The 21,806-nt window shown below is 36.3% G+C and carries 22 protein-coding genes and 1 tRNA gene; 18 read left to right on the forward strand and 5 right to left on the reverse strand.

The genetic code is table 11. The annotated features are described in order from the left end of the window. Positions 1-91: 91 nt before the first annotated feature. The 12 genes from ACGHIN_RS12210 to ACGHIN_RS12265 all read left to right on the forward strand — a co-directional run bounded on the left by ACGHIN_RS12210 (position 92) and on the right by ACGHIN_RS12265 (position 8,853). The gene (locus ACGHIN_RS12210; protein WP_390453856.1) at positions 92-889 is read left to right on the forward strand and encodes an RHS repeat-associated core domain-containing protein; all 798 of its coding nucleotides are present in this window, start codon (positions 92-94) and stop codon (positions 887-889) included. 5 nt (positions 890-894) lie between these two features. Next, on the forward strand, positions 895-1,392 hold the full coding sequence (locus ACGHIN_RS12215; protein ID WP_390453858.1) for a DUF7336 domain-containing protein: 498 nt from the start codon (positions 895-897) through the stop codon (positions 1,390-1,392). A gap of 119 nt (positions 1,393-1,511) precedes the next feature. Then, entirely contained in the window at positions 1,512-1,826 is a 315-nt protein-coding gene (locus ACGHIN_RS12220; RefSeq protein WP_390453860.1) for a transposase, read from the forward strand. A gap of 369 nt (positions 1,827-2,195) precedes the next feature. Beyond that, entirely contained in the window at positions 2,196-2,486 is a 291-nt protein-coding gene (locus ACGHIN_RS12225; protein ID WP_390453862.1) for a hypothetical protein, read from the forward strand. A 3-nt stretch (positions 2,487-2,489) separates the two neighbouring features. Further along, positions 2,490-3,026 (forward strand): hypothetical protein, encoded by a 537-nt coding sequence (locus ACGHIN_RS12230; protein WP_390453864.1) that lies wholly within the window; start codon positions 2,490-2,492, stop codon positions 3,024-3,026. A gap of 43 nt (positions 3,027-3,069) precedes the next feature. Beyond that, positions 3,070-3,678: an REP-associated tyrosine transposase gene (locus ACGHIN_RS12235; protein ID WP_390453866.1), complete on the forward strand. Its 609-nt coding sequence runs from the start codon at positions 3,070-3,072 to the stop codon at positions 3,676-3,678. A 228-nt stretch (positions 3,679-3,906) separates the two neighbouring features. Next, complete coding sequence (locus ACGHIN_RS12240; RefSeq protein WP_390453868.1) at positions 3,907-4,137, forward strand: hypothetical protein; 231 nt, start codon at positions 3,907-3,909, stop codon at positions 4,135-4,137. Positions 4,138-4,820: 683 nt separating this feature from the next. Next, a complete protein-coding gene (locus ACGHIN_RS12245; RefSeq protein ID WP_390453870.1) occupies positions 4,821-5,543 on the forward strand; it encodes a M20/M25/M40 family metallo-hydrolase in 723 nt (240 codons plus the stop codon). Between the two features lie 6 nt (positions 5,544-5,549). After that, positions 5,550-6,353 carry a peptidase dimerization domain-containing protein gene (locus ACGHIN_RS12250; RefSeq protein WP_390453872.1) on the forward strand — a complete coding sequence of 268 codons (804 nt, stop codon included), beginning with the start codon at positions 5,550-5,552 and terminating at the stop codon, positions 6,351-6,353. Between the two features lie 125 nt (positions 6,354-6,478). Continuing rightward, positions 6,479-7,180 carry a hypothetical protein gene (locus ACGHIN_RS12255; RefSeq protein ID WP_390453874.1) on the forward strand — a complete coding sequence of 234 codons (702 nt, stop codon included), beginning with the start codon at positions 6,479-6,481 and terminating at the stop codon, positions 7,178-7,180. A 241-nt stretch (positions 7,181-7,421) separates the two neighbouring features. After that, positions 7,422-8,030: a hypothetical protein gene (locus tag ACGHIN_RS12260; RefSeq protein WP_390453876.1), complete on the forward strand. Its 609-nt coding sequence runs from the start codon at positions 7,422-7,424 to the stop codon at positions 8,028-8,030. A gap of 49 nt (positions 8,031-8,079) precedes the next feature. Then, on the forward strand, positions 8,080-8,853 hold the full coding sequence (locus ACGHIN_RS12265; RefSeq protein WP_390453878.1) for a leucine-rich repeat domain-containing protein: 774 nt from the start codon (positions 8,080-8,082) through the stop codon (positions 8,851-8,853). A gap of 182 nt (positions 8,854-9,035) precedes the next feature. On the opposite strand, the gene ACGHIN_RS12270 is transcribed toward ACGHIN_RS12265, so the two are convergent. Continuing rightward, positions 9,036-9,122, reverse strand: a tRNA-Ser gene (locus ACGHIN_RS12270). Positions 9,123-9,176: 54 nt separating this feature from the next. After that, positions 9,177-10,196 carry an asparaginase gene (locus ACGHIN_RS12275; protein WP_390453880.1) on the reverse strand — a complete coding sequence of 340 codons (1,020 nt, stop codon included), beginning with the start codon at positions 10,194-10,196 and terminating at the stop codon, positions 9,177-9,179. A gap of 157 nt (positions 10,197-10,353) precedes the next feature. Between ACGHIN_RS12275 and ACGHIN_RS12280 the strand changes: the two genes are divergently transcribed. From ACGHIN_RS12280 to ACGHIN_RS12290, 3 genes are all read left to right on the forward strand, one after another. After that, positions 10,354-11,028 (forward strand): TrmH family RNA methyltransferase, encoded by a 675-nt coding sequence (locus ACGHIN_RS12280; protein WP_390453882.1) that lies wholly within the window; start codon positions 10,354-10,356, stop codon positions 11,026-11,028. 65 nt (positions 11,029-11,093) lie between these two features. Beyond that, complete coding sequence (locus ACGHIN_RS12285; protein ID WP_390453884.1) at positions 11,094-11,462, forward strand: hypothetical protein; 369 nt, start codon at positions 11,094-11,096, stop codon at positions 11,460-11,462. A 275-nt stretch (positions 11,463-11,737) separates the two neighbouring features. Further along, entirely contained in the window at positions 11,738-12,292 is a 555-nt protein-coding gene (locus ACGHIN_RS12290; protein ID WP_390453886.1) for a hypothetical protein, read from the forward strand. Between the two features lie 531 nt (positions 12,293-12,823). On the opposite strand, the gene ACGHIN_RS12295 is transcribed toward ACGHIN_RS12290, so the two are convergent. Both ACGHIN_RS12295 and tsaD read right to left on the reverse strand, forming a co-directional pair. Continuing rightward, positions 12,824-13,537, reverse strand: a complete 714-nt coding sequence (locus tag ACGHIN_RS12295; protein WP_390453888.1) for an RsmE family RNA methyltransferase — start codon at positions 13,535-13,537, stop codon at positions 12,824-12,826. 193 nt (positions 13,538-13,730) lie between these two features. Continuing rightward, positions 13,731-14,747, reverse strand: coding sequence for a tRNA (adenosine(37)-N6)-threonylcarbamoyltransferase complex transferase subunit TsaD (gene tsaD, locus ACGHIN_RS12300; protein WP_390453890.1), 1,017 nt, complete (start codon positions 14,745-14,747; stop codon positions 13,731-13,733). Positions 14,748-14,751: 4 nt separating this feature from the next. Between tsaD and ACGHIN_RS12305 the strand changes: the two genes are divergently transcribed. The 3 genes from ACGHIN_RS12305 (at position 14,752) to ACGHIN_RS12315 (ending at position 20,607) form a co-directional block, all read left to right on the forward strand. Next, positions 14,752-19,551, forward strand: a complete 4,800-nt coding sequence (locus ACGHIN_RS12305; RefSeq protein ID WP_390453892.1) for a translocation/assembly module TamB domain-containing protein — start codon at positions 14,752-14,754, stop codon at positions 19,549-19,551. 134 nt (positions 19,552-19,685) lie between these two features. Further along, positions 19,686-20,156: an Lrp/AsnC family transcriptional regulator gene (locus ACGHIN_RS12310; RefSeq protein ID WP_029298841.1), complete on the forward strand. Its 471-nt coding sequence runs from the start codon at positions 19,686-19,688 to the stop codon at positions 20,154-20,156. A 70-nt stretch (positions 20,157-20,226) separates the two neighbouring features. Next, positions 20,227-20,607, forward strand: coding sequence for a hypothetical protein (locus ACGHIN_RS12315; RefSeq protein WP_390453895.1), 381 nt, complete (start codon positions 20,227-20,229; stop codon positions 20,605-20,607). 254 nt (positions 20,608-20,861) lie between these two features. Here the strand turns inward: ACGHIN_RS12315 and ACGHIN_RS12320 are convergent, their stop codons facing one another. Then, a complete protein-coding gene (locus tag ACGHIN_RS12320; protein ID WP_390453897.1) occupies positions 20,862-21,806 on the reverse strand; it encodes a transketolase family protein in 945 nt (314 codons plus the stop codon).

Consider the following 21,806-nt stretch of genomic DNA (forward strand, 5'->3'; position numbering starts at 1 on the left):
GTAAGCGAGCAAGCGAAGACGATCACAGTGAAAAGCCTCGCGCGAAAAGAACTGAAGTAGGAAAATCCTAAAAAATGAAGTAGACTACGGAATGTATGATTACGGCGCAAGAATGTATATGCCTGATCTGGGAAGATGGGGTGTTTTAGACCCAAGAACCCAATACACGCACGAAGCATACAGCTACGTTTGGAATAACCCAATAAGTTTTTGGGATCCTACAGGTATGACAGGAGAATTAGCAACATGTCCTACCTGTCCAAATACAGCAGAATTTCAGCCATACATTAATGATCCAAACAATGTGTATGTTTATGAGCCTGACACAAACACTGCTGTAAAAGAAATACAAATTCAAGAAGTTACTCTTACTGGTAAGGCGAAAAGCAGTGATTCTGGTCCCGGAAGTTTAGCGATGGCTGCATTATTTGTCTCACAGGCAGATTCGCCTGTTCCTGGTCCTGCTGATGTTGTAGCAGCAGCAATGTTAATAGGAGCCGGAGTTTGGTGGACGGTTAATCAGTTTACACCTCCAAGTACAGGGTATACAACAATTGCAGACCCGGGTGCAGGTTATAGAAATTTGAAAACTGAGGACAGTGCTGATGAAGATAAAGATGTGAATGGTCAGGATGTACCGAAAGAGAAAAAAGTACCTGTGAGTGGAAAAACAGGAAAAGAGGCTGCAAAGGACGTTCCGTCTTGGGCTAAAGAACAAGGAGAAGCTCCTTATGTAGATGAGGACGGAAAAACTTTTGCGGAAAGGTTGTTAAATGGACAGTATGGTAAAGGGGAGTGGAATAAAGGCAAAGCAAGTAAAGGACCTGGTTCTGAATTTAACAAAATTAAGAAATGGGGAGATAGAGGATTTGAAGTAAAGAAAAAATAATGATTATGCAATATTTTATATATATCCTTGATCATACTTATTCAGATGATTCACTGAAAGATACTAAAATTTTGGGATTTTGTGATACCATAGAAAATGTTGAAAAACTAAAATCAGAAGCTCTAAAACTATCTGGATTTAATCTCTATCCCAATAATTTTATCATTAATAAATTTATCATTAATAAAATACATTGGGAAAATGGATTTGAAAGTTCTATTGGGGAGATTGGAAGAGATTATCTTTTAGAAAGTGATTTAATAGATGATAGTGATTTATCTGTAAAGGAGTTGAATTTGGATTCAATTTTTAGTGTTAACCATAGCTACACTATTAATAGATATTTAGATGATGAAAGATTTATAGGTGTTTTTTCTTCAGAAGAGATGGCTGAAAAAGCAATAGAAAAATTGAAAAAACAAAATGGATTTATTCTGCATCCCAATGATTTTGATATAAGTGAAATAGATCTCAATGATCTTCTTTGGAAATCAGGCTTTTAAACCCCGCTCCCGCACGATTGTATCGTGTGGTTAGATGGAATCCTTTCATGCTACCATATGATTGTATCCTGTGGCAAATGAGACACTATAATTCTTTATCTTTACATAAAACATTTATGATGAGCAGGAATTATAAATTTCATAATCCTGAAGGACTATATTTTATTAGTTTTGCTGTAGTGGGTTGGTTAGATGTGTTTATTAGAAATGAATATAAAGACTTGCTTTTGGAAAGTTTAAGATTTTGCCAAAAGAAAAAAGGGTTGGAAATTCATGCTTGGTGCATTATGTCTAGCCATGTGCATTTAGTTTTCAAAAGTGTAGAGGGGCAGAAGCCTGAACTTTTAATTGGTGATCTGAAAAGGTTTACCAGTAAGGCAATTATAAACCCCATAAAAGAAATTCAAAGGAAAGCAGAAAAGAATTTTTATTAGATTTCTTTAGAAAAGAAGGAGAGAAAAGTTCAAATGTTACTCAATATCAATTTTGGAGGCATGATAATAAACCAATTGAACTTTGGAGTAATCAGGTTATCAGCCAAAAAATCAACTATATACATCAAAACCCTGTTGAAGTCGGTTTGGTATTTCGTGCAGAAGATTATAAATACAGTAGTGCCATAGATTATTCCGATGAAAAGGGGCTTTTAGATGATATTGTGGTTTTTAGAATGTTTGATCTATAAATTGTACCACACGAAAGGATTCGTGCGGTAGCATGGAATTCCAGATTTAGACCCGACATTAGTTAAAGCTATTACTATTCAGGAATCAAATGCAGGGACGACAGGCATTACAGATATTATGCAAGCAAATGTTCCTGGAGATTGGTCTAAAATGAAAAATGAGAATGGATTAACCAAAGGAGAAAAAACGAATGAATCAAATTCATTGTTTGCAGGAACTCGAATTTTAGGGACTAAAGGTTTTAAAGGAGGTGTTTCCTATGATTCGAAAACAGGAAAATCATCCTATAAATTTCAAGGCTGGGCAAAAGCAGTAGAAGCATATAATGGTGGAGGAACAGCGGGCTATCAAAAAAGTGTTTTAAAAATGCAACAAGAATCTAAAAAACCACAACCTGCAGATTATTAAGATATGAAAAGATTTTTTTTGAGTTTAATTATAATTTCGTTTACAAGCTGTAATAAAACAGATTTACAACAAAATGAGAAAAACAAAGTTACTGAAACAAAGATAGACTACTATGAACATTGTAGACTATTGGTTTTAGAACAAAATACACCTAATCAGGATTTTGGATTTACAAAGAAAGGAAAAGAGATTGATGAACAAATAGTCAAATATTTAGGGAATATTATTACCGCTAAAAAAGACACTTTAAAAATTTTAAACTCTGTTCATTATACAGGTCTTTATGAGGATTCCAAGAGAGGAAACGGGCAAGTATATATTTATAATTCTCACAATAAGTTGTTAGGTTTTTATAATTTAGGTTCTGCTTCTGCAGTACCTAACAACATTGATAACAAGGAATTGATTTTTAAATACAACGATGAAAATTGTAACCAAACTACCAAAATCAGTTTGAGAGACAGCATTCCTAAACAAATATTTGTACAGTGTACAAAAGAGGGCGGAGATATATATAATTTAGAAACTGCTCATAAATAAAAGAAAAGCCCCCTCGCTGCCGCACGATTGTATCCTGTGGCAAATGAAACACTATAATTCTTTATCTTTACCTAAAACATTTATGATGAGCGGGAATTATAAATTTCATAATCCTGAAGGACTCTATTTTATTAGTTTTGCTGTAGTGGGTTGGTTAGATGTGTTTATTAGAAATGAATATAAAGACTTGCTTTTGGAAAGTTTAAGGTTTTGCCAAAAGAAAAAAGGGTTGGAAATTCATGCTTGGTGCATTATGTCTAGCCATGTGCATTTAGTTTTCAGAAGTGTAGAGGGGCGGAAGCCTGAACTTTTAATTGGTGATCTGAAAAGGTTTACCAGTAAGGCAATTATAAAATCCATAAAAGAAAATCCAAAGGAAAGCAGAAAAGAATTTTTATTAGATTTCTTTAGAAAAGAAGGAGAGAAAAGTTCAAATGTTATTCAATATCAATTTTGGAGGCATGATAATAAACCAATTGAACTTTGGAGTAATCGGATTATCAACCAAAAAATTAACTATGTTCATCAAAATCCAGTTGAAGCCGGTTTGGTATTTCGTGCAGAAGATTATAAATACAGTAGTGCCATAGACTATTCCGATGAAAAAGGGCTTTTAGATGATATTGTGGTTTTTAGAATGTTTGATCTATAAATTGTACCACACGAAAGGATTCGTGCGGTAGCGTGGGGAACCGGGACAAGGCGGGAATCCGGGATTTAGGCTTCCTGATTTTTATACATTAAACGTAAGTATAGGAGGTATTGTTGGATGGAATGGCACTATTACAGCAGATAGACATGGTCAGATATATATATCTCCTTTTGGAGGAACTGCTGGTAAGTCAGCAACATTGGTTTCAGGGAGTTTAACGCAAATTGGATGTTACAAAGACAGGCTCCTACATCATCTGAAACGTATAATTTTCTCTCTGGTCATGGTGTAAGTGCTGGAGCAGGGTATGTCGGAGGAGTAAGCTGGACAAACTCCCCTACAAATAGTGGAACTAAAAATGCTGTAGGTTTTGGAATTTATTCACCTCAAATTGGAGCAAGTTATAATTTTACGCCAGATACATTTTTTGGAGTTCCATTAATACTAAATAAAAAATAAAATGGAAAAATTAATTGGAATACTTGTGTTTTTAATTGTTTCGTTGACTCTTTTTATAATAGGGTATAATTGTATTTTTAATACAAGAAATATTGTAAATAAATTTGCATCGTTGGTTTATAAAGAAAATTCAATATTATATGAATTGGCAACAAGTAATACTAATATTAAATGGGTAAAGATAAGCGGATTTGGAATTATATTTTTTTCTTTACTATTATTTTCATTAGTGGTTTATAGGATTTGTCAAGCCTATTTTTTTTAAAAAGTCGCCGCACGATTGTATCGTGTGGTTAGATAAGAACAAACTCTCGCAATTTGCGAGAGTTTTGTGTTGAAAGTTCTAGAACTATAGCCCCATTTCTGAACGAATCCTTTCATTCTACCACATGATTGTATCGTGTGGTAGAATGAAAGGATTCGTGCGGTAGCGTGAGGCCATAGACTATTCCGATGAAAAGGGGCTTTTAGATGATATTGTGGTTTGTAGAATGTTTGATCTATAAATTATACCACACGAAAGGATTCGTGCGGTAGCGTGGTGTAGATTTTATTAAAGGAGTACTTAAATTTTTTGATGAGATGATATATTATTTAACATTTTAAGATAATAGAATCAACCTCTTACCAAATTAATTATTGAATCAATTATTATCTTTGCCTTACTACCACAAAACCCTCCCATGAAAAAAATCCTCTTCCTCATCCTCGGTATCCTCATCATTCTTATCGCAGTTCTCCTCATCAGAACATTCACTTATCCATTCAAAAAAAACAATGCCGGAACAAAATCTGGTTGGAAAGCAGTTAAAAATGATTCAGCTGTTCAAAGATTTTCAGGCGGATTAAAAATACCTACAGTTTCTGCAGGTGAGTTGGGAAATTTTGATTATTCTACATTTGAAACATTTAAAGAATACCTTAAAAAATCATATCCGTTAGTTTATCAGAATACGGAAAACTATGAGATCAACAAATATGGTTTGGTATTCAGGTTAAAAGGAAGCAAACCCAATCTCGAGCCTATTCTGTTTCTTTCCCACATTGATGTTGTTCCTCCCGGAGATGCAGATGTAAAAAATAAAGAAGACAATGTTTTCAGACCCGATGATCATCCACTGCCTGCTGTGACAAAAGTAGCGGAAGATTGGGATTTTGGTCCATTTTCAGGAGCGGTTGCCAATGGTAGAATTTATGGAAGAGGAGCTATTGATATGAAAGGAATGCTTTTCTCTTTGATGGAATCCATGAACAACCTGATCAAAAGCGGTTATGTTCCACAACGTGATATGTATCTGGCTTTCGGTTTTGATGAAGAAGTAGGCGGAGCCAAAGGAGCAGCACAAATTGCAGCCCATTTTAAAAAACAGGGACTGAAGTTTGAAGCTGTATATGATGAAGGATGATTGATTTTGGAAAAAGGAAGCGTAAAAGGAATCAATTCGGATGTTGCAGTGATCGGATGCGCAGAAAAAGGTTTTCTTTCAGCCAAAATAAAAGTAAAAGGGTTGGGCGGGCATTCTTCCATGCCCCCGCTGGAGAGTGCGATTGGAAAAGCGGCCATCATTATGCAAAGGTTGGAAAATGATCAGATGAAACCCATTATGACGCCATTAATTAAACAATTCTTTGATAATGTGGGCGGAACAATGCCTTTTGTCAACAGATTGGCCATTGCCAATCAATGGTTTCTGAAACCGGTTTTATTATCACAGCTTACCAAAAATAACAGTACAAATGCTTTAGTTCGTACTACCACGGCTTTAACGATGATGAAAGGAAGCGACGGTCCCAATGTCCTTTCTCCTGAAGTTGAGTTTATCGTGAATTTTAGACTGCTTCCCGGAAATACGATAAAAGATGTCAAAGAGCACATTGCAAAAGCTACCGAAGGATTTGAGGTGGAAGTAGAAGAAATTGATAACACCAAAGAAGCTTCCGCCATTTCATCTACCAAAACAAAAAGTTTTACCATCATTGAAGCCGGAATTAAAGAAATTTACCCCGATGCCATTGCAACACCTTATCTTACCATTGCAGCTACGGATGCGTATAAATATCAGATTGTAAGCAAAAATATCTACAGATTTATGCCCATTAAAATCAATGACCCCGAAAAGCAAAGCATCCATGGAACCAATGAATATCTCAGCATCGAAAACTATATGAAAATGATTCATTATTTTGAATACATTATGAAAAACTATGATCGATAGCAATTACTGTATTTCTATTAACTCCAATCTTAGCCTCAATCTCAATCTTTAAAATTAATTTTTTTTAATACGTCAAGTTCTGTCGCATTAGTGAAATAGCTTTGTCTCAATTAAAATACGAAGCTATGGAACTGCTATTTTATTTAAGTCTTACCGAGTTTGAAAATCAATACTACAACAATCTTGAAAGATGGTTTGAACAGTATCATAATACCAGTGAAATTGACTATTTAAAAAGTTTAGCAGAATTATACCGCCCTTATCTCTATTATAATTTCGCCAACGACAGATTGCAGGCAGATGCATCTATCCGGATCAAAGACTGCTTCTTCCCGAATCATGATAAGATCGGGATCTCCTTCTGTACACAATGTGAAAACGGAAAACCAGCCAAAGCCGTTAAAGGCATGAACCATATATTTGAATGGAAAACGATCACCATGATGGAATATGCACAACATATTTTAGATAAGATTAACAGCTTCCTTTTGAAAAATAATAAGACTTTAAACGGACAGGAGAATATGATGGATTTTGTGAATAATGATGAAATTATTACCTCCAGAGAAGGAGCTGGATATTGTGTCAATTATCATCAGCATCAATCAACCATTCCTTTTCTGAAAGCCTATTTGCCACACTTCGGAAGAACGGTGAGTATGGCAAAATACAGGGATTTTCTTTTTTCGGTTGTTCAGATTGCGGAATTTATTGATCAGAAATTAAAATCTGTAGAGGCTTTTGAACATACTATTTATAACATGCTGAAGTCGGAAGCAAAATTCAAGGTGCAGATGAATCAGCAGTTTTTGACGATATGTAATTAAAATTGCCCGATTCTTACATTCATTTTAGCTATATATATTGTTTCAAAAATTGCCTGTCAATTATGACGGGCAGTTTTTTAGCTATTGAGAATAATTTAAGCTTCTTTAAAACCTACGGACACACCTTCTTTTTTAAGCTGTTAAAAACAAAAAAATCAAACCAATGTTCAGGGGTTTTAATAATTTTATCATAAACAATCTGTAAGATATTTCCTTATCTTTGGAATTAAATAATTATGCCATGAACAACCATATTAAAACTTTTATTTTCAGTATAATAATGCTGATTTCTTACCTTTCGGTAAGAGCACAGAAAGCCCCTGAATTTATCCAGCCGTCTGTAGCTTTTAATAAAGAGGAAGCTTATAAAATGCTTGAAGAAGGCGATAATACCATCCAAGGCAATATTTCGTTCAAAAAAAGAGGGTATGTCAATCATCCGGGGTACTCGGATATAGTCCTTTTGTATCCTGCAACACCCTATTTTAGGGAGTATATCGAACTCAAAAAAAAATACAACAGCAAAAAGAAACAGGCTGGGTTAACAAGGGAAGCCGCTATGGCACGCATTGAAACAAAAACCATAGATGACAAAGGCAATTTTCAATTTACCAATATAAAACCCGGAAAATACTATATCGTGAGTTGGATTAAATGGGAAAAGGTTACACGGAACGAGGTCCAGTCCGGGCCGATTGTAGCCAATCGTAATATGCTTGGGATACAGATGGGTGGAGGTTATTTTCCTACTGAAACAAGATATGAATCTCAGGCCTTTGAAAATGAGGTGGGTGATTATATTGAAGTTTCTGCAGGCAATCCTGTAACCACTGTCAACATTGCCCAATAACATTTATCGAATAGTTATCTTTTAAATAACATTAATCCAAATACTACAAATGAAATCAATTTATATCATCTTCATTAAACTGTTGGTGTTTTGCAGCGTCATCAATATAAAAGCTCAGACCATAACTTTTCCTGACCAAAATTTCAAGGCCGCTTTGATCGCTTTGGGACTGGATACCAATAACGACGGAAACATTCAGAAATCTGAGGTGGCCCATGTCAAGAAGCTGGACGTGGGCAATTATGGGATCACATCAGTAGTGGGTATAAAACACTTTACAAGCCTTGAAAACTTTCTTTTCTACGATAACAAAATCAGTACAGTAGACCTTGAAGGCATGCGAAATTTAAAATACATATACGGTATAGATGGCTCAACTACACAGCTCAAAGTAAAAGGCTGTGTTAATTTGGAAGAGATCATTATGGATAATAATCAACTATCTTTCCTTGACCTTACAGGCCTTACAGTTCTGAGCGATATAAGAGCCAGCAATAATAAGTTGCAACGCATCGATCTGAGAGATAAGCCCAAATTGTGGATGGTACAATTGTTTCGCAATGAGATTAGCGATTTCAAAATTGGACCGGCACCGGAGCTCAAACATCTGTACCTGTATAAAAATTTTATTACGGAAATTGATTTAAGACCCTTTACCCAACTTCTGGAAGCTGATCTGGATGGTAATCCATTGAGAAAAATATATGTAACAGGGTTGAGTAAACTTGAAAAGCTGCGTTTGGAGCCTCCATTTAATACTCCGTCTGCAATCCGGCAATTAAACACTAGCGGACTCGTTAGTCTGAAAGAATATAAATGGTAATCGATGTCTACAGAGGAAAGTTGTGGCGAAAAGTCCTCGAATACTTCCCGAGTAACTACTAATTTACCACAAAGCTTATGAATTTTTGGAATTCCTGTAGAAATAAAAAACCTGTAATTCAGTACGAATACAGGTTTTTACGTTTTTAGACTATTCTGAAAGTTTTGAGCTTTCAGTCTTTGCAGAAAGGAAGGGATTCGAACCCTCGATACAGTTACCCGTATACTACCTTTCCAGGGTAGCTCCTTCAACCACTCGGACACCTTTCTAATTGAGACTGCAAAAATAATGTATTTTCTCGAACTAGCAAATTATTTACACAATTACTCAGAAATTTCTCCACAAAGGCTTCTGGAAAAATTCTCTGCAAAAGTTCTTTCGTAATTAGGATTGTTTATTAAATGCATGGCTTTAGTGATAGCACTTTCTGCCGTCATGTCTTTTCCGCTGATCGCACCGATTTTTGAAAAAATATTACTGTTTTCATACTTTCCGAATGAAATTCCTCCTGAAATACACTGGCTTACCACTACGATTTCCGTTCCGTTATTCCGGATCTCCTGAAGAATTTCCTGGGTTTTTTCACTGCTGAAAATAGTTCCCGAACCAAAAACTTGTAAAATAAGAACCTTCATTCTCGGGATTTCCTTAAAATGACTTAAATGCATTCCAGGGAAAATCCGCCAGAATAAGACATCTTCAGAAATATGATCATCCACGGAAAATTCTACATCATTTTCATCAGACCGGTAAAGATTTTCCTTAACAATATTCAGATGTACCCCGGATTGTCCCAAAATCGGATAGTTGGGACTTGCATAAGCATCAAAATACTCAGCCGAATATTTTAAAGTTCTGTTCCCTCTTAAAAGTTTATATTCGAAATAAATGGCAACTTCCTGAATCACGGCTTCATCATTTTCATATAAACTTGCATAATAAAGGCTCGTTAGAAGATTCTCCTTAGCATCAGTTCTTAAGTCCCCGATCGGGAGTTGAGAACCTGTTAAAATCACGGGTTTTTTCAAACCTTTTAACATGAAACTTAAAGCAGAAGCAGTATAAGACATGGTATCTGTACCGTGAAGAATTAAAAAACCATCATACTTTTCATAATTCTTGTGAATGTAGTTGGCAATAATCTTCCATTCTTCAGGCCCCATATCCGATGAGTCCAGCGGTTTGGCAAAAGGATGCACAAAAACCTCACATTCCATGAGCTTCATCTCAGGCATTTTTTCAAAAATATTTCCGAAATCAAAGGCACGCAGGCTGCCGGTTTCATAATCTTTTTCCATACCGATGGTTCCACCGGTATAGATGAGCAGGACTTTTCGTTTCATGTACTTTTATTAAAGAATTTGAGCCTGTTTCAGGTTCGTAACCTCAAAATTACGTTAATTTGCATAGATTTGAAAATGAATAAAACGTTTATGATAAAATTTTATGATCTTAAGGTTGTTATCATGAACGACGCATCCGATTGCTGAAAAAAATAAAATGAAAGAATTAGCACAAACCTTTGAATATTTAAAACAATTTTTAACGGAAGAAAGGCTCAGAAAAATAGAATATTTTTCTCAGGAAAGCTCAGACTTTGTGCTTCCTGTCATGGAAGATGTCTATCAGTTCAGAAATGCAGCTGCCATTGTGCGATCCGTGGAAGCATGCGGATTTCATAAGGTGATCGCTTTAGAGGAAGAGAATGTTTTCAACCCGAATCTTTCCGTGACCAAAGGAGCTGAAACATGGGTTGAAGTAGAAAAAATGCCTAAGAATATATCTTCTTTAAAAACCATTAAAGAAAGAGGATATAAAATTTTAGCCGTGTCACCGGAAAAAAATGCGGTGATGCTTCCCGATTATCAGGTAAAAGAGCCTATAGCTTTGGTATTCGGAACCGAGCTGGAAGGTGTTTCGGATGAGGTTATTGAGTACGCAGATGAAACCCTGGCCATTCCCATGTATGGCTTTACAAAAAGTTTTAATGTTTCCGTGGCAGCAGGGATCTGTATGTATGAATTGAAACAGAAACTTCTTAGTTCGGGGATAGAGTATAAGCTTGATGAGGAAGAGCTTTTAAGAATGAAAATCCGCTGGAGTGTGAACTCTATCAGAAGCGGAAAAGAAATTTTAGCAAATTATTTGGAAAAAAATAACCAGTTTAATTATTAATGAAAAAATATACCAGGCATTTATTCTTTTTTTCTTTTGGAATGTCCTTAATAAGTCTTATTATTATGGAAAAAGGATATACAGAGATGTACCCTTTCTTTAGCTGGAAATTATTTACGGTTCCCAACGGAGGAACAAGTTCTGAAGAACAATATAAGCTGTATGGTGTTAAAAACCATGATACAGTAAGAATTATTAATACTTCTGAAGGACCTTACGCAGCCAGTGACAAAGAAGTGATTGTAAGAACTTATGGGAAAAAAATAGAAGATAATGTGGATAAGGAAACCAATAGAAAAAAACTATTGATCTTCGCCAAAGATACTGAGCCCGATTATAATGAATACCTGCTTTATAAAGAAATACATAATCCTAAAGAAATAGGAGAAAAAAAGATTAACATCAGTAAAAAACTTATTATAAAACTTGAATGAACTATCCTCAAATTACAATTTTTAATTATAAGGTATCTTACTATGCGATAAGGTTATTTGGTTTATACTGGCTTACGGTGCAATATCTGAAGTTTGCCAATGTACAAAAGTGGCCAGGAGAAATTTATGAACCGGTTTTTTTGTTTCAAAAAATAATATTTCCTGAATTCCCCGGAACTGCCTTTTTTGGATTCCTTTTGTTGATTTGCGGCAGTCTTTTGATGATTACACTTTTCAGATACTCTTATCTGCTCAATTTGCTTATTTTTTTGTTAATGGCCATTATTGCTCTTCCTGTTTCAGCCAATTTTGGAGTACATCATGATAATCATATCATTATACTCGGCTTTTTTCTTACCATTTTCTTATTGCCAAAAAATCTTGAAGATAAAGATTATAAACTGGTTCAATATATTTATTTAGGCATCTTAATCACCTATACATTGTCCGGGATGAGCAAAATACTGGGAACCTTAAAAAATGTAATAAAACAAACGGATAAATTAACCTGGATCAGCAAAAATGCGGCGAAAATGAACACCTATGAAAATTATTGGATGGCAGATGAAGCAATACCGCTTTGGATAAAGAGCATATATGCCTATGAAAATATATGGGTTATGGTAACGGTTTTAGGAATTCTGACTCAATTTTTCTGCTTTTTAGGAGCTTTTAATAGAAAGCTTCTGACATTTTTTATGATCTTTATCTTTATCTTTCATGTATATACTGCAGAATTTGTTCTTGCTGATTTCTCTAATGCCAGCTATTTTATAATTGCTATGTTCTTTCCTTATCATCTTTTAATTCCTCTATTAAAAAAAATATAATTGGTGATGCTAAATAGAGCCGCTTACAACCTGGGGGGATGATACAATTTCTTTCAGTCCATATAACTACATGAGATGCAGGTGGCAGAAGAAAAACCGCTGCCGTTAACTTTTTGAAACTCCATATGTGTTAACGGCAGCGGAAGCAAAAATTAATTGATATGGAGTCTTATTCTTATAATCCTGACTATATCAAAACAACCTTATCCGGAATAAGTCCCATAAGAAAGGCTTTGAGGCGATATAGAATGTATATGATGTAATGAGTTGTGAGATCGGGCAATAGAAAGCATATCCGTATTAATAGGATATACAGATAATCCTGATTGTGCTAATGAACGTGAATAGTTCCTAATAATTGTTGTGTCTTTTCCAGAAATTGAAGCAGACAGATAGCAAATATTGCCGGAAGATAAATAGAGTGAGCGGAGTGCAGATATACACAATAAAATAGTGAATACACACCATAATAAATAGAGATGCCTCACGGTACGTTAGTTTTGAGGCGAAAATATTAAAAATTTACTAGAATTAAGAATTATTCATTATTAATTTTAAGTTAAAATAATTCCAAGCTGCAATGAATACTCCGGCTGTTTCTGTTCTAAGTCTTTGATTACCAAGAGAAATAGCCTTGATTTTATTATGTAGTAAATAATGAATTTCTTTTTCGGAAAAATCACCTTCCGGACCTATAAGAATTGTATAATTTTCCATAGGTGAAATATCATTAAGCTCAGTCCTTTCCAGACTTTCATGACAATGGGCTACAAAAGTATGTTCCGGATTAATATTTTTAAGGAAATCGGTTAGTTTTACGAAATCATTTATGATGGGAAAATGAAATCTAAGACTTTGCTTTGAAGCTGAAATAGCTTGTTTCCTGATTTTATCGATATTGATATTCTTACGTTCCGTTTTTTCGGTTTGTAAAATGGTGATTTCAGAAACACCCATTTCTACAGCTTTCTCAACAAAAAATTCAATCCTGTCGATGCTTTTGGTAGGCGCAATGGCAATGTGAAGCTTCGGGTTGAAACCCGGTAAACCTGTTTTGATCTCTGTAACGTCTATTCCTGCCTTTTTTCCTTCTATAATCAACTTTCCGGATACAAGGTTTCCTTTTCCGTCTGTCACATGGATTTCTTCTCCTTCTTTCATCCGGAGAACCTTTACGATGTGCTGTTGCTCCTCATCGTTAATGATGGCTGTATTGTTTTCTATTTGTCCGTAAAATAATTTCATTGTCCTAATTATTAGCAAAGAAAGCTAAAAAGCAAAGCTTTTGCTTTATTCCATCCATCTGGTCTTTTAAAATAATATTTGTGAATTTCCTCAGTCATTTTCAATACAAACTAGAGAAAACTGAAGACTGAGCAATAATAATTGAAATAACTGTTAGCAAATAAGCTTTCTTTGCTATCTTCGATTTAATAATTTACAAATCATATTTTGCCGTTGCCGTAGTTCTCAAGTCTGTAAATTCTCCTTTCTCAAACTTTAGTTGCGCTACCATGGCAATCATTGCGGCGTTGTCTGTGGTGTACTCAAATTTTGGGATATAAATATTCCAGCCTAATTTAGCATGATTATCCTGCATGGCCTGTCTTAAAGCAGAATTGGCGGAAACTCCTCCCGCAATGGCAACTTCTTTAATGCCTAGTTCTTTAGCCGCTTTTTCAAGCTTATTCATTAGGATTTCTATAATGGATTTCTGAACGGAAGCGCACAGATTATTCAGGTTTTCTTTGATAAAATCCGGGTTTTTCTTTACTTCTTTCTGAATAAAATATAAAACGGACGTTTTAATGCCGCTGAAAGAATAATCATAATTTTCTAATCTGGGCTTATTGAATGAAAAAGCGTTGGGATTGCCCTCTTTAGCCAGCTTATCAATAATGGGACCCGCCGGATAATCAAGGTCGAAAATCTTACCGATCTTATCAAATGCTTCACCTGCCGCATCATCAATCGTTTTTCCGATAATTTCCATATCAAAATAATCTTTTACCAGAACAATCATAGTATGCCCTCCGCTTACGGTAAGGCACAGAAACGGGAAATTGGGCGGCATAGGATTTGCATCGTCAATGAAATGGGCTAGAATGTGAGCCTGGAGGTGGTTTACCTCGATCAAAGGGACGTCTAAACTCATAGCCAGAGACTTGGCAAAAGAGGTTCCTACGAGAAGTGAACCTAAAAGTCCGGGTCCACGGGTAAAACCTATAGCTGAAATGGCATTTTGTTGTATATTTGCTTTAGTGATGGATTTTTCAACAACGGGAATGATGTTTTGCTGATGGGCACGTGAAGCTAATTCAGGGACAACACCGCCATATTCCTTATGGACGGCCTGATTGGCAGCAATGTTCGAGAGAATGCAATTCCCCTTGATGATAGCTGCTGATGTATCATCGCAAGATGATTCAATACCTAAAATTATAGAGTCGCTCATAATAATGGCAAAGTTAGAGAATAATAACGAGAATGAGAACAAAAAATCAGTAGCTGAAAACTTAGGTGATCAGGTACAAAAGACTGTGGAAAATGTTGAAGGAGCAGTGAAAGAGACCGTTAAAGAAGCATCTGAACTGGCTTCGGATGCCATCCATCATCCTGTAGAAACTGCTGAAGAGTTTGGAAAGCAGGCCATGCATGATGTTACCAGTTATTCCTGGTGGGCAAAACTGCTTTTGATCCTTTTCTGGTTAGGCCTTTTTCTTGTAGTTGGTATATTTATTGCCATTAATCTTCCGGTGACCAAGCAGTGGGCGGCAAATCAGGCATTACAGATCGTTAATAAAGACTTCAAGGCGGAAATGTCTACCGAAAGTGTTCATGTGGATTATTTCGGGGATGTAACCATTAAAGGCTTGAAAATTAAAGATTATAAAGGTTTTGAATTTATAACGGCTAAAGAATTCCGCGCCAATTCAGATTGGATGGCCCTTGCAGTGAACGCCATATCCGGAAAAAGCAATTCATTAAGTTTCAACGCCCTTACTTTAACTAATGCAGATGTAAAGGTAATTACCTATAAGGGAGACAGTATTTCCAACTTCATTCGGTTTACGAAATTGTTTGACAGTGGAAAGAAAAGAGATCCTCAAAAACCTCCTTTTCAATTGAATTCCAGGGTAGAGCTTATTGATTCCAAAGTTTCCATCGTTAATCAAAATTCACCTGGAGAAGCCGGAAAATGGCTTACAGCTACTAAAGTCAATCTGAAAGCGCCCAACGTTAAAATAAACGGAACCAATATTTCAGCACTGATCAATAATTTTACCTTCGTCACCGCAAGATGGGGGAAATCTCATTTTGTTGATACTTTCTCTACAGAATTGTCAATGACAGAAGATTTTCTTGCTTTGAAAGATCTTACATTAAATACAGATCATACTTTGTTGCAGGGAAACATTAAGTTTAAACTGAATAAAGGTTCATGGGCTTATTTTGCAGACAGAGTCCGCTGGGATATGGATCTTCAGCAGGGAAGCCAGCTAAGCGGCTACGATATCAGTTATTTTGTAACGAATTGGGATAACTATAAGCCTTTCAATATTTCCGGAAAAATGACCGGTCCCTTGAATAAATTTTACCTTGAAAACTTCCTGATCAGAAACCCCGATGTGAATATTGCCACTCAAACCATGAAAGTGGATAATCTTCTGAAAGGAAATTTTTTAATTGAAACCAATAATCTTTCTACAGATTTTACTTATAAGGATTTAAAAGCAATGATGCCTTCATTTATCTCTAAAAAAATGAAGAATTTTGCAGATGATTTCGGCAAGCTGAAATATAACGGAGCTGCACGGGTAAATCCTAACCAGGTATATATACCCAACGGAAATTTAATTACCGGAATCGGGCAGGCTAAAATCAATAAATTTTCCCTTACAGGCTATAGTACTGCATTACCAAAATACTCAGGGTATGTGGAAGTAAAAGATTTGAATACATCCGTTATTACCAAAAACAAGTCGGTAGGCTTGATTTCCGGTAAATTTGATATTACCGGACAAAGTTTTGATGTCAATACCATGCGTCTGACTACCAAATCACAGATCTCCAGTATTGAAATTATGGATAAAGAGATCAATAATCTATATCTTGATGGTATTCTGGATCATAAAAAATATAATGGCCTTATTACCGTTAACGACGAGCAGGCAAAAGCATCTGTAAAAGGTTTAATCGATTTCAGTACATCAAGGATCCAGATGAATGTCAATGCGGATGTAAACCATTTGAACATGAATTATTTTACCAATAAGCCGGGAAACCAGATTGTGAGTGGCCAGGTAACAGGTAAAATGTCAATGTCTTCCGTTAATGACCTGAATCTGGATGTTGAAGCTAATAATATAAGCTTTGCGACGGCGACACAGAAATATATCATTCCGAATGCTAAAGTAAAGACGTATCTGGAGTCAGGCGGAAGGGTCATTTTAGTTGATGCTCCGGGAGCGGTTAACGGTAAGATATCAGGAAAATATAACCTTGCGGATTTAGCCGGAATGGTTGAAAACGGATTAGGAAAAATTCTTGTGGGGCCTCCACCAAGAAAATTATACAGAGGGCAGAGCTTTGCTATGAATTTTGATGTACAGCAGGGTTTAGTAAGCTATTTCATGCCTGAACTGAAACTTCCCAAAGGAGCAGTAGTGGAGGGGCAATATGATGGGAATTCCAATAACCTGATCCTGAATCTGGATGCTGCTTCTTTAAAGTATATCATGACTAAGAAAGAAGAAATATCAGATGCCGATAAAGCACTGGCTGCTGCAAATCCTGCATACAAGATTAATGAAAGAGATAAGGTTACGAGAGACAGTGCCATGGTAGACAGTGTCATGGTGAGAATCAATACCGCTAATCTTGATGAGCAAATCTATGCCAGAATAAGCCGTGTAGAGTATAATAAAAATATTCTTAAAGATATTACCTTAAGCGGTAGAAACGAAAATAACACGGTGCTTCATCTTGCAGCGGCGTTTAAGCACGGCAGCCCTGAAGATGAATTGGATGACAAACTGAAAGCTTACGCCATCAATGTTAATCAATCCACTAATACTGTCGGGGACTATGTTTTCAGGTTTGAACCTACAGAAGTGAAGTTCAATGATGTTATCTGGGCCATCGATACAAGCCCGGACCTTGATCATTCTATTACCTACAGAAAAAAGACAGGCGACTTCGATATACGGAACCTGAGAGTGTTTTCAGATAACAGTGCCCTGTTTATTAAGGAGGCCACATTCAAATCTGCAAAAGACTTTTATGTAGATGCGGACATTGATAATTTTGCCATTGAAAAGCTCCTTGAAATGCAGTCCGGAGGAAATTCCATGAATATAAAAGGCCTGGCCAACGGAAGCGTAAAGATTAGAATGGATAAAAATACGCTGCAACCTTTGGTGGATCTGACGGTGGATGATATCATGATGAACGGAAATGATATGGGAGATATTTCTATTTCAGCAACCAATAGCTATTCACTGAACGTATATGATGTGGATGTAAAAGTGACTTCAGCTGGAGTAATTGGAAACAATAATTTGCATTTAACAGGTACCGTTAATAATAATACAGCCAAACCAACCTTAGATCTTGTGGCGGAGATGAGAGAGTTCGACTTGGCCTTTGCTCAGCAATTTGTACAAACTGTCTTCGGGAATTTAAGAGGCAAGGCAACAGGAGATCTGAAGATCAGCGGAAAGCTTAGTGATCTTGATTATAGTGGAGATATCGCTCTGAAGGGTTTCGGACTGAAACTTTTATTCACCGGAGTCGATTATTCATTTGATGATACCGTTATTCCGTTATCAAAAGGACTTGCCATTCTCAACAATATTGAAGTTCATGACGGAAGATCGAATTCCAAAGGAACAATTTCCGGGGCGATCCAGTTTGAAACCCTTTCTTCTATGGGGGTCAACCTGGTAATGAGAGCGGACAATTTATTAATGCTGAATACCACCCAAAAAGATTTTGATCTGTTCTGGGGCAGGGTTTACGGACAGGGAGACCTGTACGTGGATGGCCCGGTTTCCGCACTTAGCTTATCAACTCCGAATATGAAAGCCTTGAACGGAAGTACCTTTACCTTCAATTCCGGGTCTACTTCCAACGTGGAAGAATTTAAAATGCTGAGGTTTCTGAAGGAAGGAAAAGACGGGCTGATTACTCTGGAAGAAAAGAAAAAGACCGGTGCTAATATGAATATTGATTTCTCTCTGGATGTGGATAAGGGAACCACAGTAAATGTACTGATTGGAGATGATGTAGGGAATATAGCAGTGAAAGGAGCTGCCAACAACCTGAGATTCCAGATGAACAGACAGGGGAATATCGCCATGAACGGGACATACAGAGTGGAAAACGGAACTTTTGTTTCAAAAGCAATTCTTAATAAAACTTTCCAGATCGAAAAAGGAAGCAGCATCCGCTGGGATGGTGATGCCATGAAACCGGCTCTGGACATCACGGCCAACTATGTGAGAATGGTGTCTAATGCGGGAGAATATCTTAATATGGGGGGGATTCAGCCTATCAGTATCCTGTTGCAGGCAAATATTACCCAGTCTCTGGTGGATCCTAAAGTGGATCTGAATGTTTCAGCACTGGATGTTTCCAGCCAGGTGAGAGAAACTCTGGCAGCTAAAATGAGCCAGGAAGGAGAGAAAGTACTTCAGTTCGGATCTATCCTTCTGTTAAACAGCTTTAACGTATCTAATTCGGGAGGAGTAGATGTGGATGTTGCAGGAGTGGCTGAATCTTCAGGATATAATATGCTTTTGAAACAGCTGGGTTCAGTACTTAATACCATGAGTAATGAATTTCAGATCGATTTAAACTATGTGAAAGGAGATCAGTATTCCAATACGGGCGACAGAGCCAATGCCGGTGTAAGCTTCGCGCTTTCCCCGAGAGTAAAAGTAAAAACAGGTCTCGGAATTCCTTTAACGAAAACAGAAAATACAGAAGCAAATTATTTGTCTGGCGAAGGATCCATAGAATATGATATTTCTAAAAAGAATGACGGAAGTTTAATTCTGAGAGGATATTCCAAACCATCCAATATCGGGATGATAGCCGGAGCCGGCTCGAATGGTACTGCTAATCAGGCTTATGGAGGCGGTATTGTTTGGAGTAAAAGCTTTAATTCACTATTTAAAAAGAAGAAAAAAGAAAAAAAATCTGCGGAACAGAAAACCGAAATAAAAACAGATTCTGTAAAATCGGATAGTAAATAATTAGAATATTTTAATGATTTTTATCATCTGTGTTAATTATTGTTAATCTTTAATATAATTTTTTTAGTTTAATTATTTTTTATAAATTTGCAAAAAATACATGGATTTTTTAAGAAAATTGTAATTTAACTAATATGAACTATCAACTGGACGAAATAGACAAGAAGATTCTTGATTTCTTAGTAGAAAACACAAGAATGCCTTTTACAGAAATTGCTAAGCAGATGGATGTTTCTGCGGGTACAATTCACGTAAGAGTGAAAAAAATGGAAGATGCAGGAATTATTTTGGGATCATCTCTTAATATTGATTATGGTAAATTAGATTACCATTTTACGGCTTTTATCGGAATCCTTTTAACGAAATCAAACCGTACTCAGGAAGTATTAAAGGAATTATCTACAATCCCTAACGTCATCGAAGCTAGTGTTATCTCCGGAAAATACAACATTTTCTGTAAGGTAAGAGCTAAAAATACGGATGATGCAAAAAGAATCATCTACCAGATCGATGACATCCAAGATGTAATGAGAACTGAAAGTATGATCTCTATGGAAGAATATTTAAGCGACAAAAACAGATTAATCAACGCTATTTCTGTATAGTCAAATATTAAACTAGTAAATATATCAAAGAACTTATGAAATTATTCATAAGTTCTTTATTTTTGTACCTATGAAAGAAGAATACAGTTACTTTGATGAAGATCCGAAGAAAGGGGTAGGTTTTATTTTAACGATCATTGCATTGCTCGTTTTTACCATAATGGGTTTGGGAATTGATATTGATGAGTATGTACAGCATGAATACCTGAATATCCCAAGATGGTATTTCTATGTGATCTTTACCATTGATGCATTAATGATGATAAGCCTGATACTGATGTTCTTTTACCGGAAAATAGGAATCTTCATGTTTCCTGCGTTATTGGTGCTGCATTTTTTTATGCATAACTATTATTTATCAACATTTTTATATACTGATGTTACCAATCTTTTCCTGTTCACGGGATTCGGGATGTTGGCGATTATTCCTAAGTGGAAGTTCTTTAAATAGCTGATTAACACGAAATTTTCGTCAGTTCGAGTGTTTTTGTCATGAAATGATGAAAAATGTATCGAGGACCTTTGCCAAACTTAACTTCTCGATACGATTTTTTTCAAAAATCTACCCGAAGTGACGCCGGATTTTCTGTAGAGCTTTTACCTCGAACCGCTTAATCATCATCTCTTATAAAAGGGTAATGGTTTCATTTATAAATAAAAAAGCCCTCAGATTCTGAGGACTTTTTATATCTATTTTAGTGGGAATTACGCTAAAATTCTTTTTACCGCTTCTTTTACTGCTGCTGCATCGATTTTGTACTTCTTCATCAGTTCAGCAGGTGTTGCAGATTCCCCGAAAGTATCATTCACTGCTACGAATTCCTGTCTTGTAGGTCTTTTTCTTGCCAACATCCCCGCAACCGATTCTCCTAAACCACCAAGGTAGTTGTGCTCTTCAGCCGTTACAATTTTCCCTGTTTTTTCCACTGATTTTAAGATGATCTCTTCATCCAAAGGCTTAATGGTGTGGATATTGATCACCTCACAGGAAATTCCTTCTTTTTCAAGCTCATCAGCCGCAACTAGGGATTCCCAAACCAAATGTCCGGTAGCAACAATCGTTACATCTGTACCTTCCTGTAGCATAATTCCTTTTCCGATTTCGAAAGGCATGTCTTCAGGAATAAATACAGGAACCGTAGGTCTTCCGAATCTTAAATATACAGGACCTTCGTGATCAGCGATTGCAATAGTAGCCGCTTTAGTCTGGTTATAATCGCAAGGATTGATTACTGTCATTCCGGGAAGCATTTTCATCATACCGATATCTTCCAACACCTGGTGAGTGGCACCATCTTCTCCTAACGTAAGACCTGCGTGAGAAGCACAGATTTTAACATTTTTACCGGAATAAGCAATAGACTGGCGGATCTGGTCATAAACTCTTGAAGTAGAGAAGTTGGCAAAAGTTCCGGTGAAAGGAATTTTTCCTGTGATGCTAAGGCCTGCAGCAAGTCCCATCATGTTTGCTTCTGCAATACCTACCTGGAAGAATCTTTCCGGAGCTTTTTCAATGAATTTCTCCATTTTCAAAGAACCGATAAGGTCTGCACAAAGAGCTACCACATTGGGATTTTTATCGGCAAGTTCTGCCAATCCTGCTCCAAATCCGGAACGAGTGTCCTTTTTTTCTGTATATGTATATTTCAT

Origin of the sequence: Chryseobacterium barbadense (assembly GCF_042849955.1) — a bacterium.
Lineage (GTDB): Bacteria > Bacteroidota > Bacteroidia > Flavobacteriales > Weeksellaceae > Chryseobacterium.

Coding starts and splice junctions, on each gene's coding strand:
- ACGHIN_RS12230 (WP_390453864.1), top strand. CDS start 2,490: ATGAAAAGATTTTTTTTGAGTTTAATTATAATTTCGTTTACAAGCTGT.
- ACGHIN_RS12245 (WP_390453870.1), top strand. CDS start 4,821: ATGAAAAAAATCCTCTTCCTCATCCTCGGTATCCTCATCATTCTTATC.
- tsaD (WP_390453890.1), bottom strand. CDS start 14,747: ATGAGCGACTCTATAATTTTAGGTATTGAATCATCTTGCGATGATACA.
- ACGHIN_RS12285 (WP_390453884.1), top strand. CDS start 11,094: ATGGAAAAAGGATATACAGAGATGTACCCTTTCTTTAGCTGGAAATTA.
- ACGHIN_RS12235 (WP_390453866.1), top strand. CDS start 3,070: ATGAAACACTATAATTCTTTATCTTTACCTAAAACATTTATGATGAGC.
- ACGHIN_RS12210 (WP_390453856.1), top strand. CDS start 92: ATGTATGATTACGGCGCAAGAATGTATATGCCTGATCTGGGAAGATGG.
- ACGHIN_RS12255 (WP_390453874.1), top strand. CDS start 6,479: ATGGAACTGCTATTTTATTTAAGTCTTACCGAGTTTGAAAATCAATAC.
- ACGHIN_RS12240 (WP_390453868.1), top strand. CDS start 3,907: ATGTTACAAAGACAGGCTCCTACATCATCTGAAACGTATAATTTTCTC.
- ACGHIN_RS12260 (WP_390453876.1), top strand. CDS start 7,422: ATGAACAACCATATTAAAACTTTTATTTTCAGTATAATAATGCTGATT.
- ACGHIN_RS12295 (WP_390453888.1), bottom strand. CDS start 13,537: ATGAAATTATTTTACGGACAAATAGAAAACAATACAGCCATCATTAAC.
- ACGHIN_RS12305 (WP_390453892.1), top strand. CDS start 14,752: ATGGCAAAGTTAGAGAATAATAACGAGAATGAGAACAAAAAATCAGTA.
- ACGHIN_RS12315 (WP_390453895.1), top strand. CDS start 20,227: ATGAAAGAAGAATACAGTTACTTTGATGAAGATCCGAAGAAAGGGGTA.
- ACGHIN_RS12310 (WP_029298841.1), top strand. CDS start 19,686: ATGAACTATCAACTGGACGAAATAGACAAGAAGATTCTTGATTTCTTA.
- ACGHIN_RS12275 (WP_390453880.1), bottom strand. CDS start 10,196: ATGAAACGAAAAGTCCTGCTCATCTATACCGGTGGAACCATCGGTATG.
- ACGHIN_RS12225 (WP_390453862.1), top strand. CDS start 2,196: ATGCAAGCAAATGTTCCTGGAGATTGGTCTAAAATGAAAAATGAGAAT.
- ACGHIN_RS12220 (WP_390453860.1), top strand. CDS start 1,512: ATGAGCAGGAATTATAAATTTCATAATCCTGAAGGACTATATTTTATT.
- ACGHIN_RS12320 (WP_390453897.1), bottom strand. CDS start 21,806: ATGAAATATACATATACAGAAAAAAAGGACACTCGTTCCGGATTTGGA.
- ACGHIN_RS12215 (WP_390453858.1), top strand. CDS start 895: ATGCAATATTTTATATATATCCTTGATCATACTTATTCAGATGATTCA.
- ACGHIN_RS12290 (WP_390453886.1), top strand. CDS start 11,738: ATGGCCATTATTGCTCTTCCTGTTTCAGCCAATTTTGGAGTACATCAT.
- ACGHIN_RS12280 (WP_390453882.1), top strand. CDS start 10,354: ATGAAAGAATTAGCACAAACCTTTGAATATTTAAAACAATTTTTAACG.
- ACGHIN_RS12265 (WP_390453878.1), top strand. CDS start 8,080: ATGAAATCAATTTATATCATCTTCATTAAACTGTTGGTGTTTTGCAGC.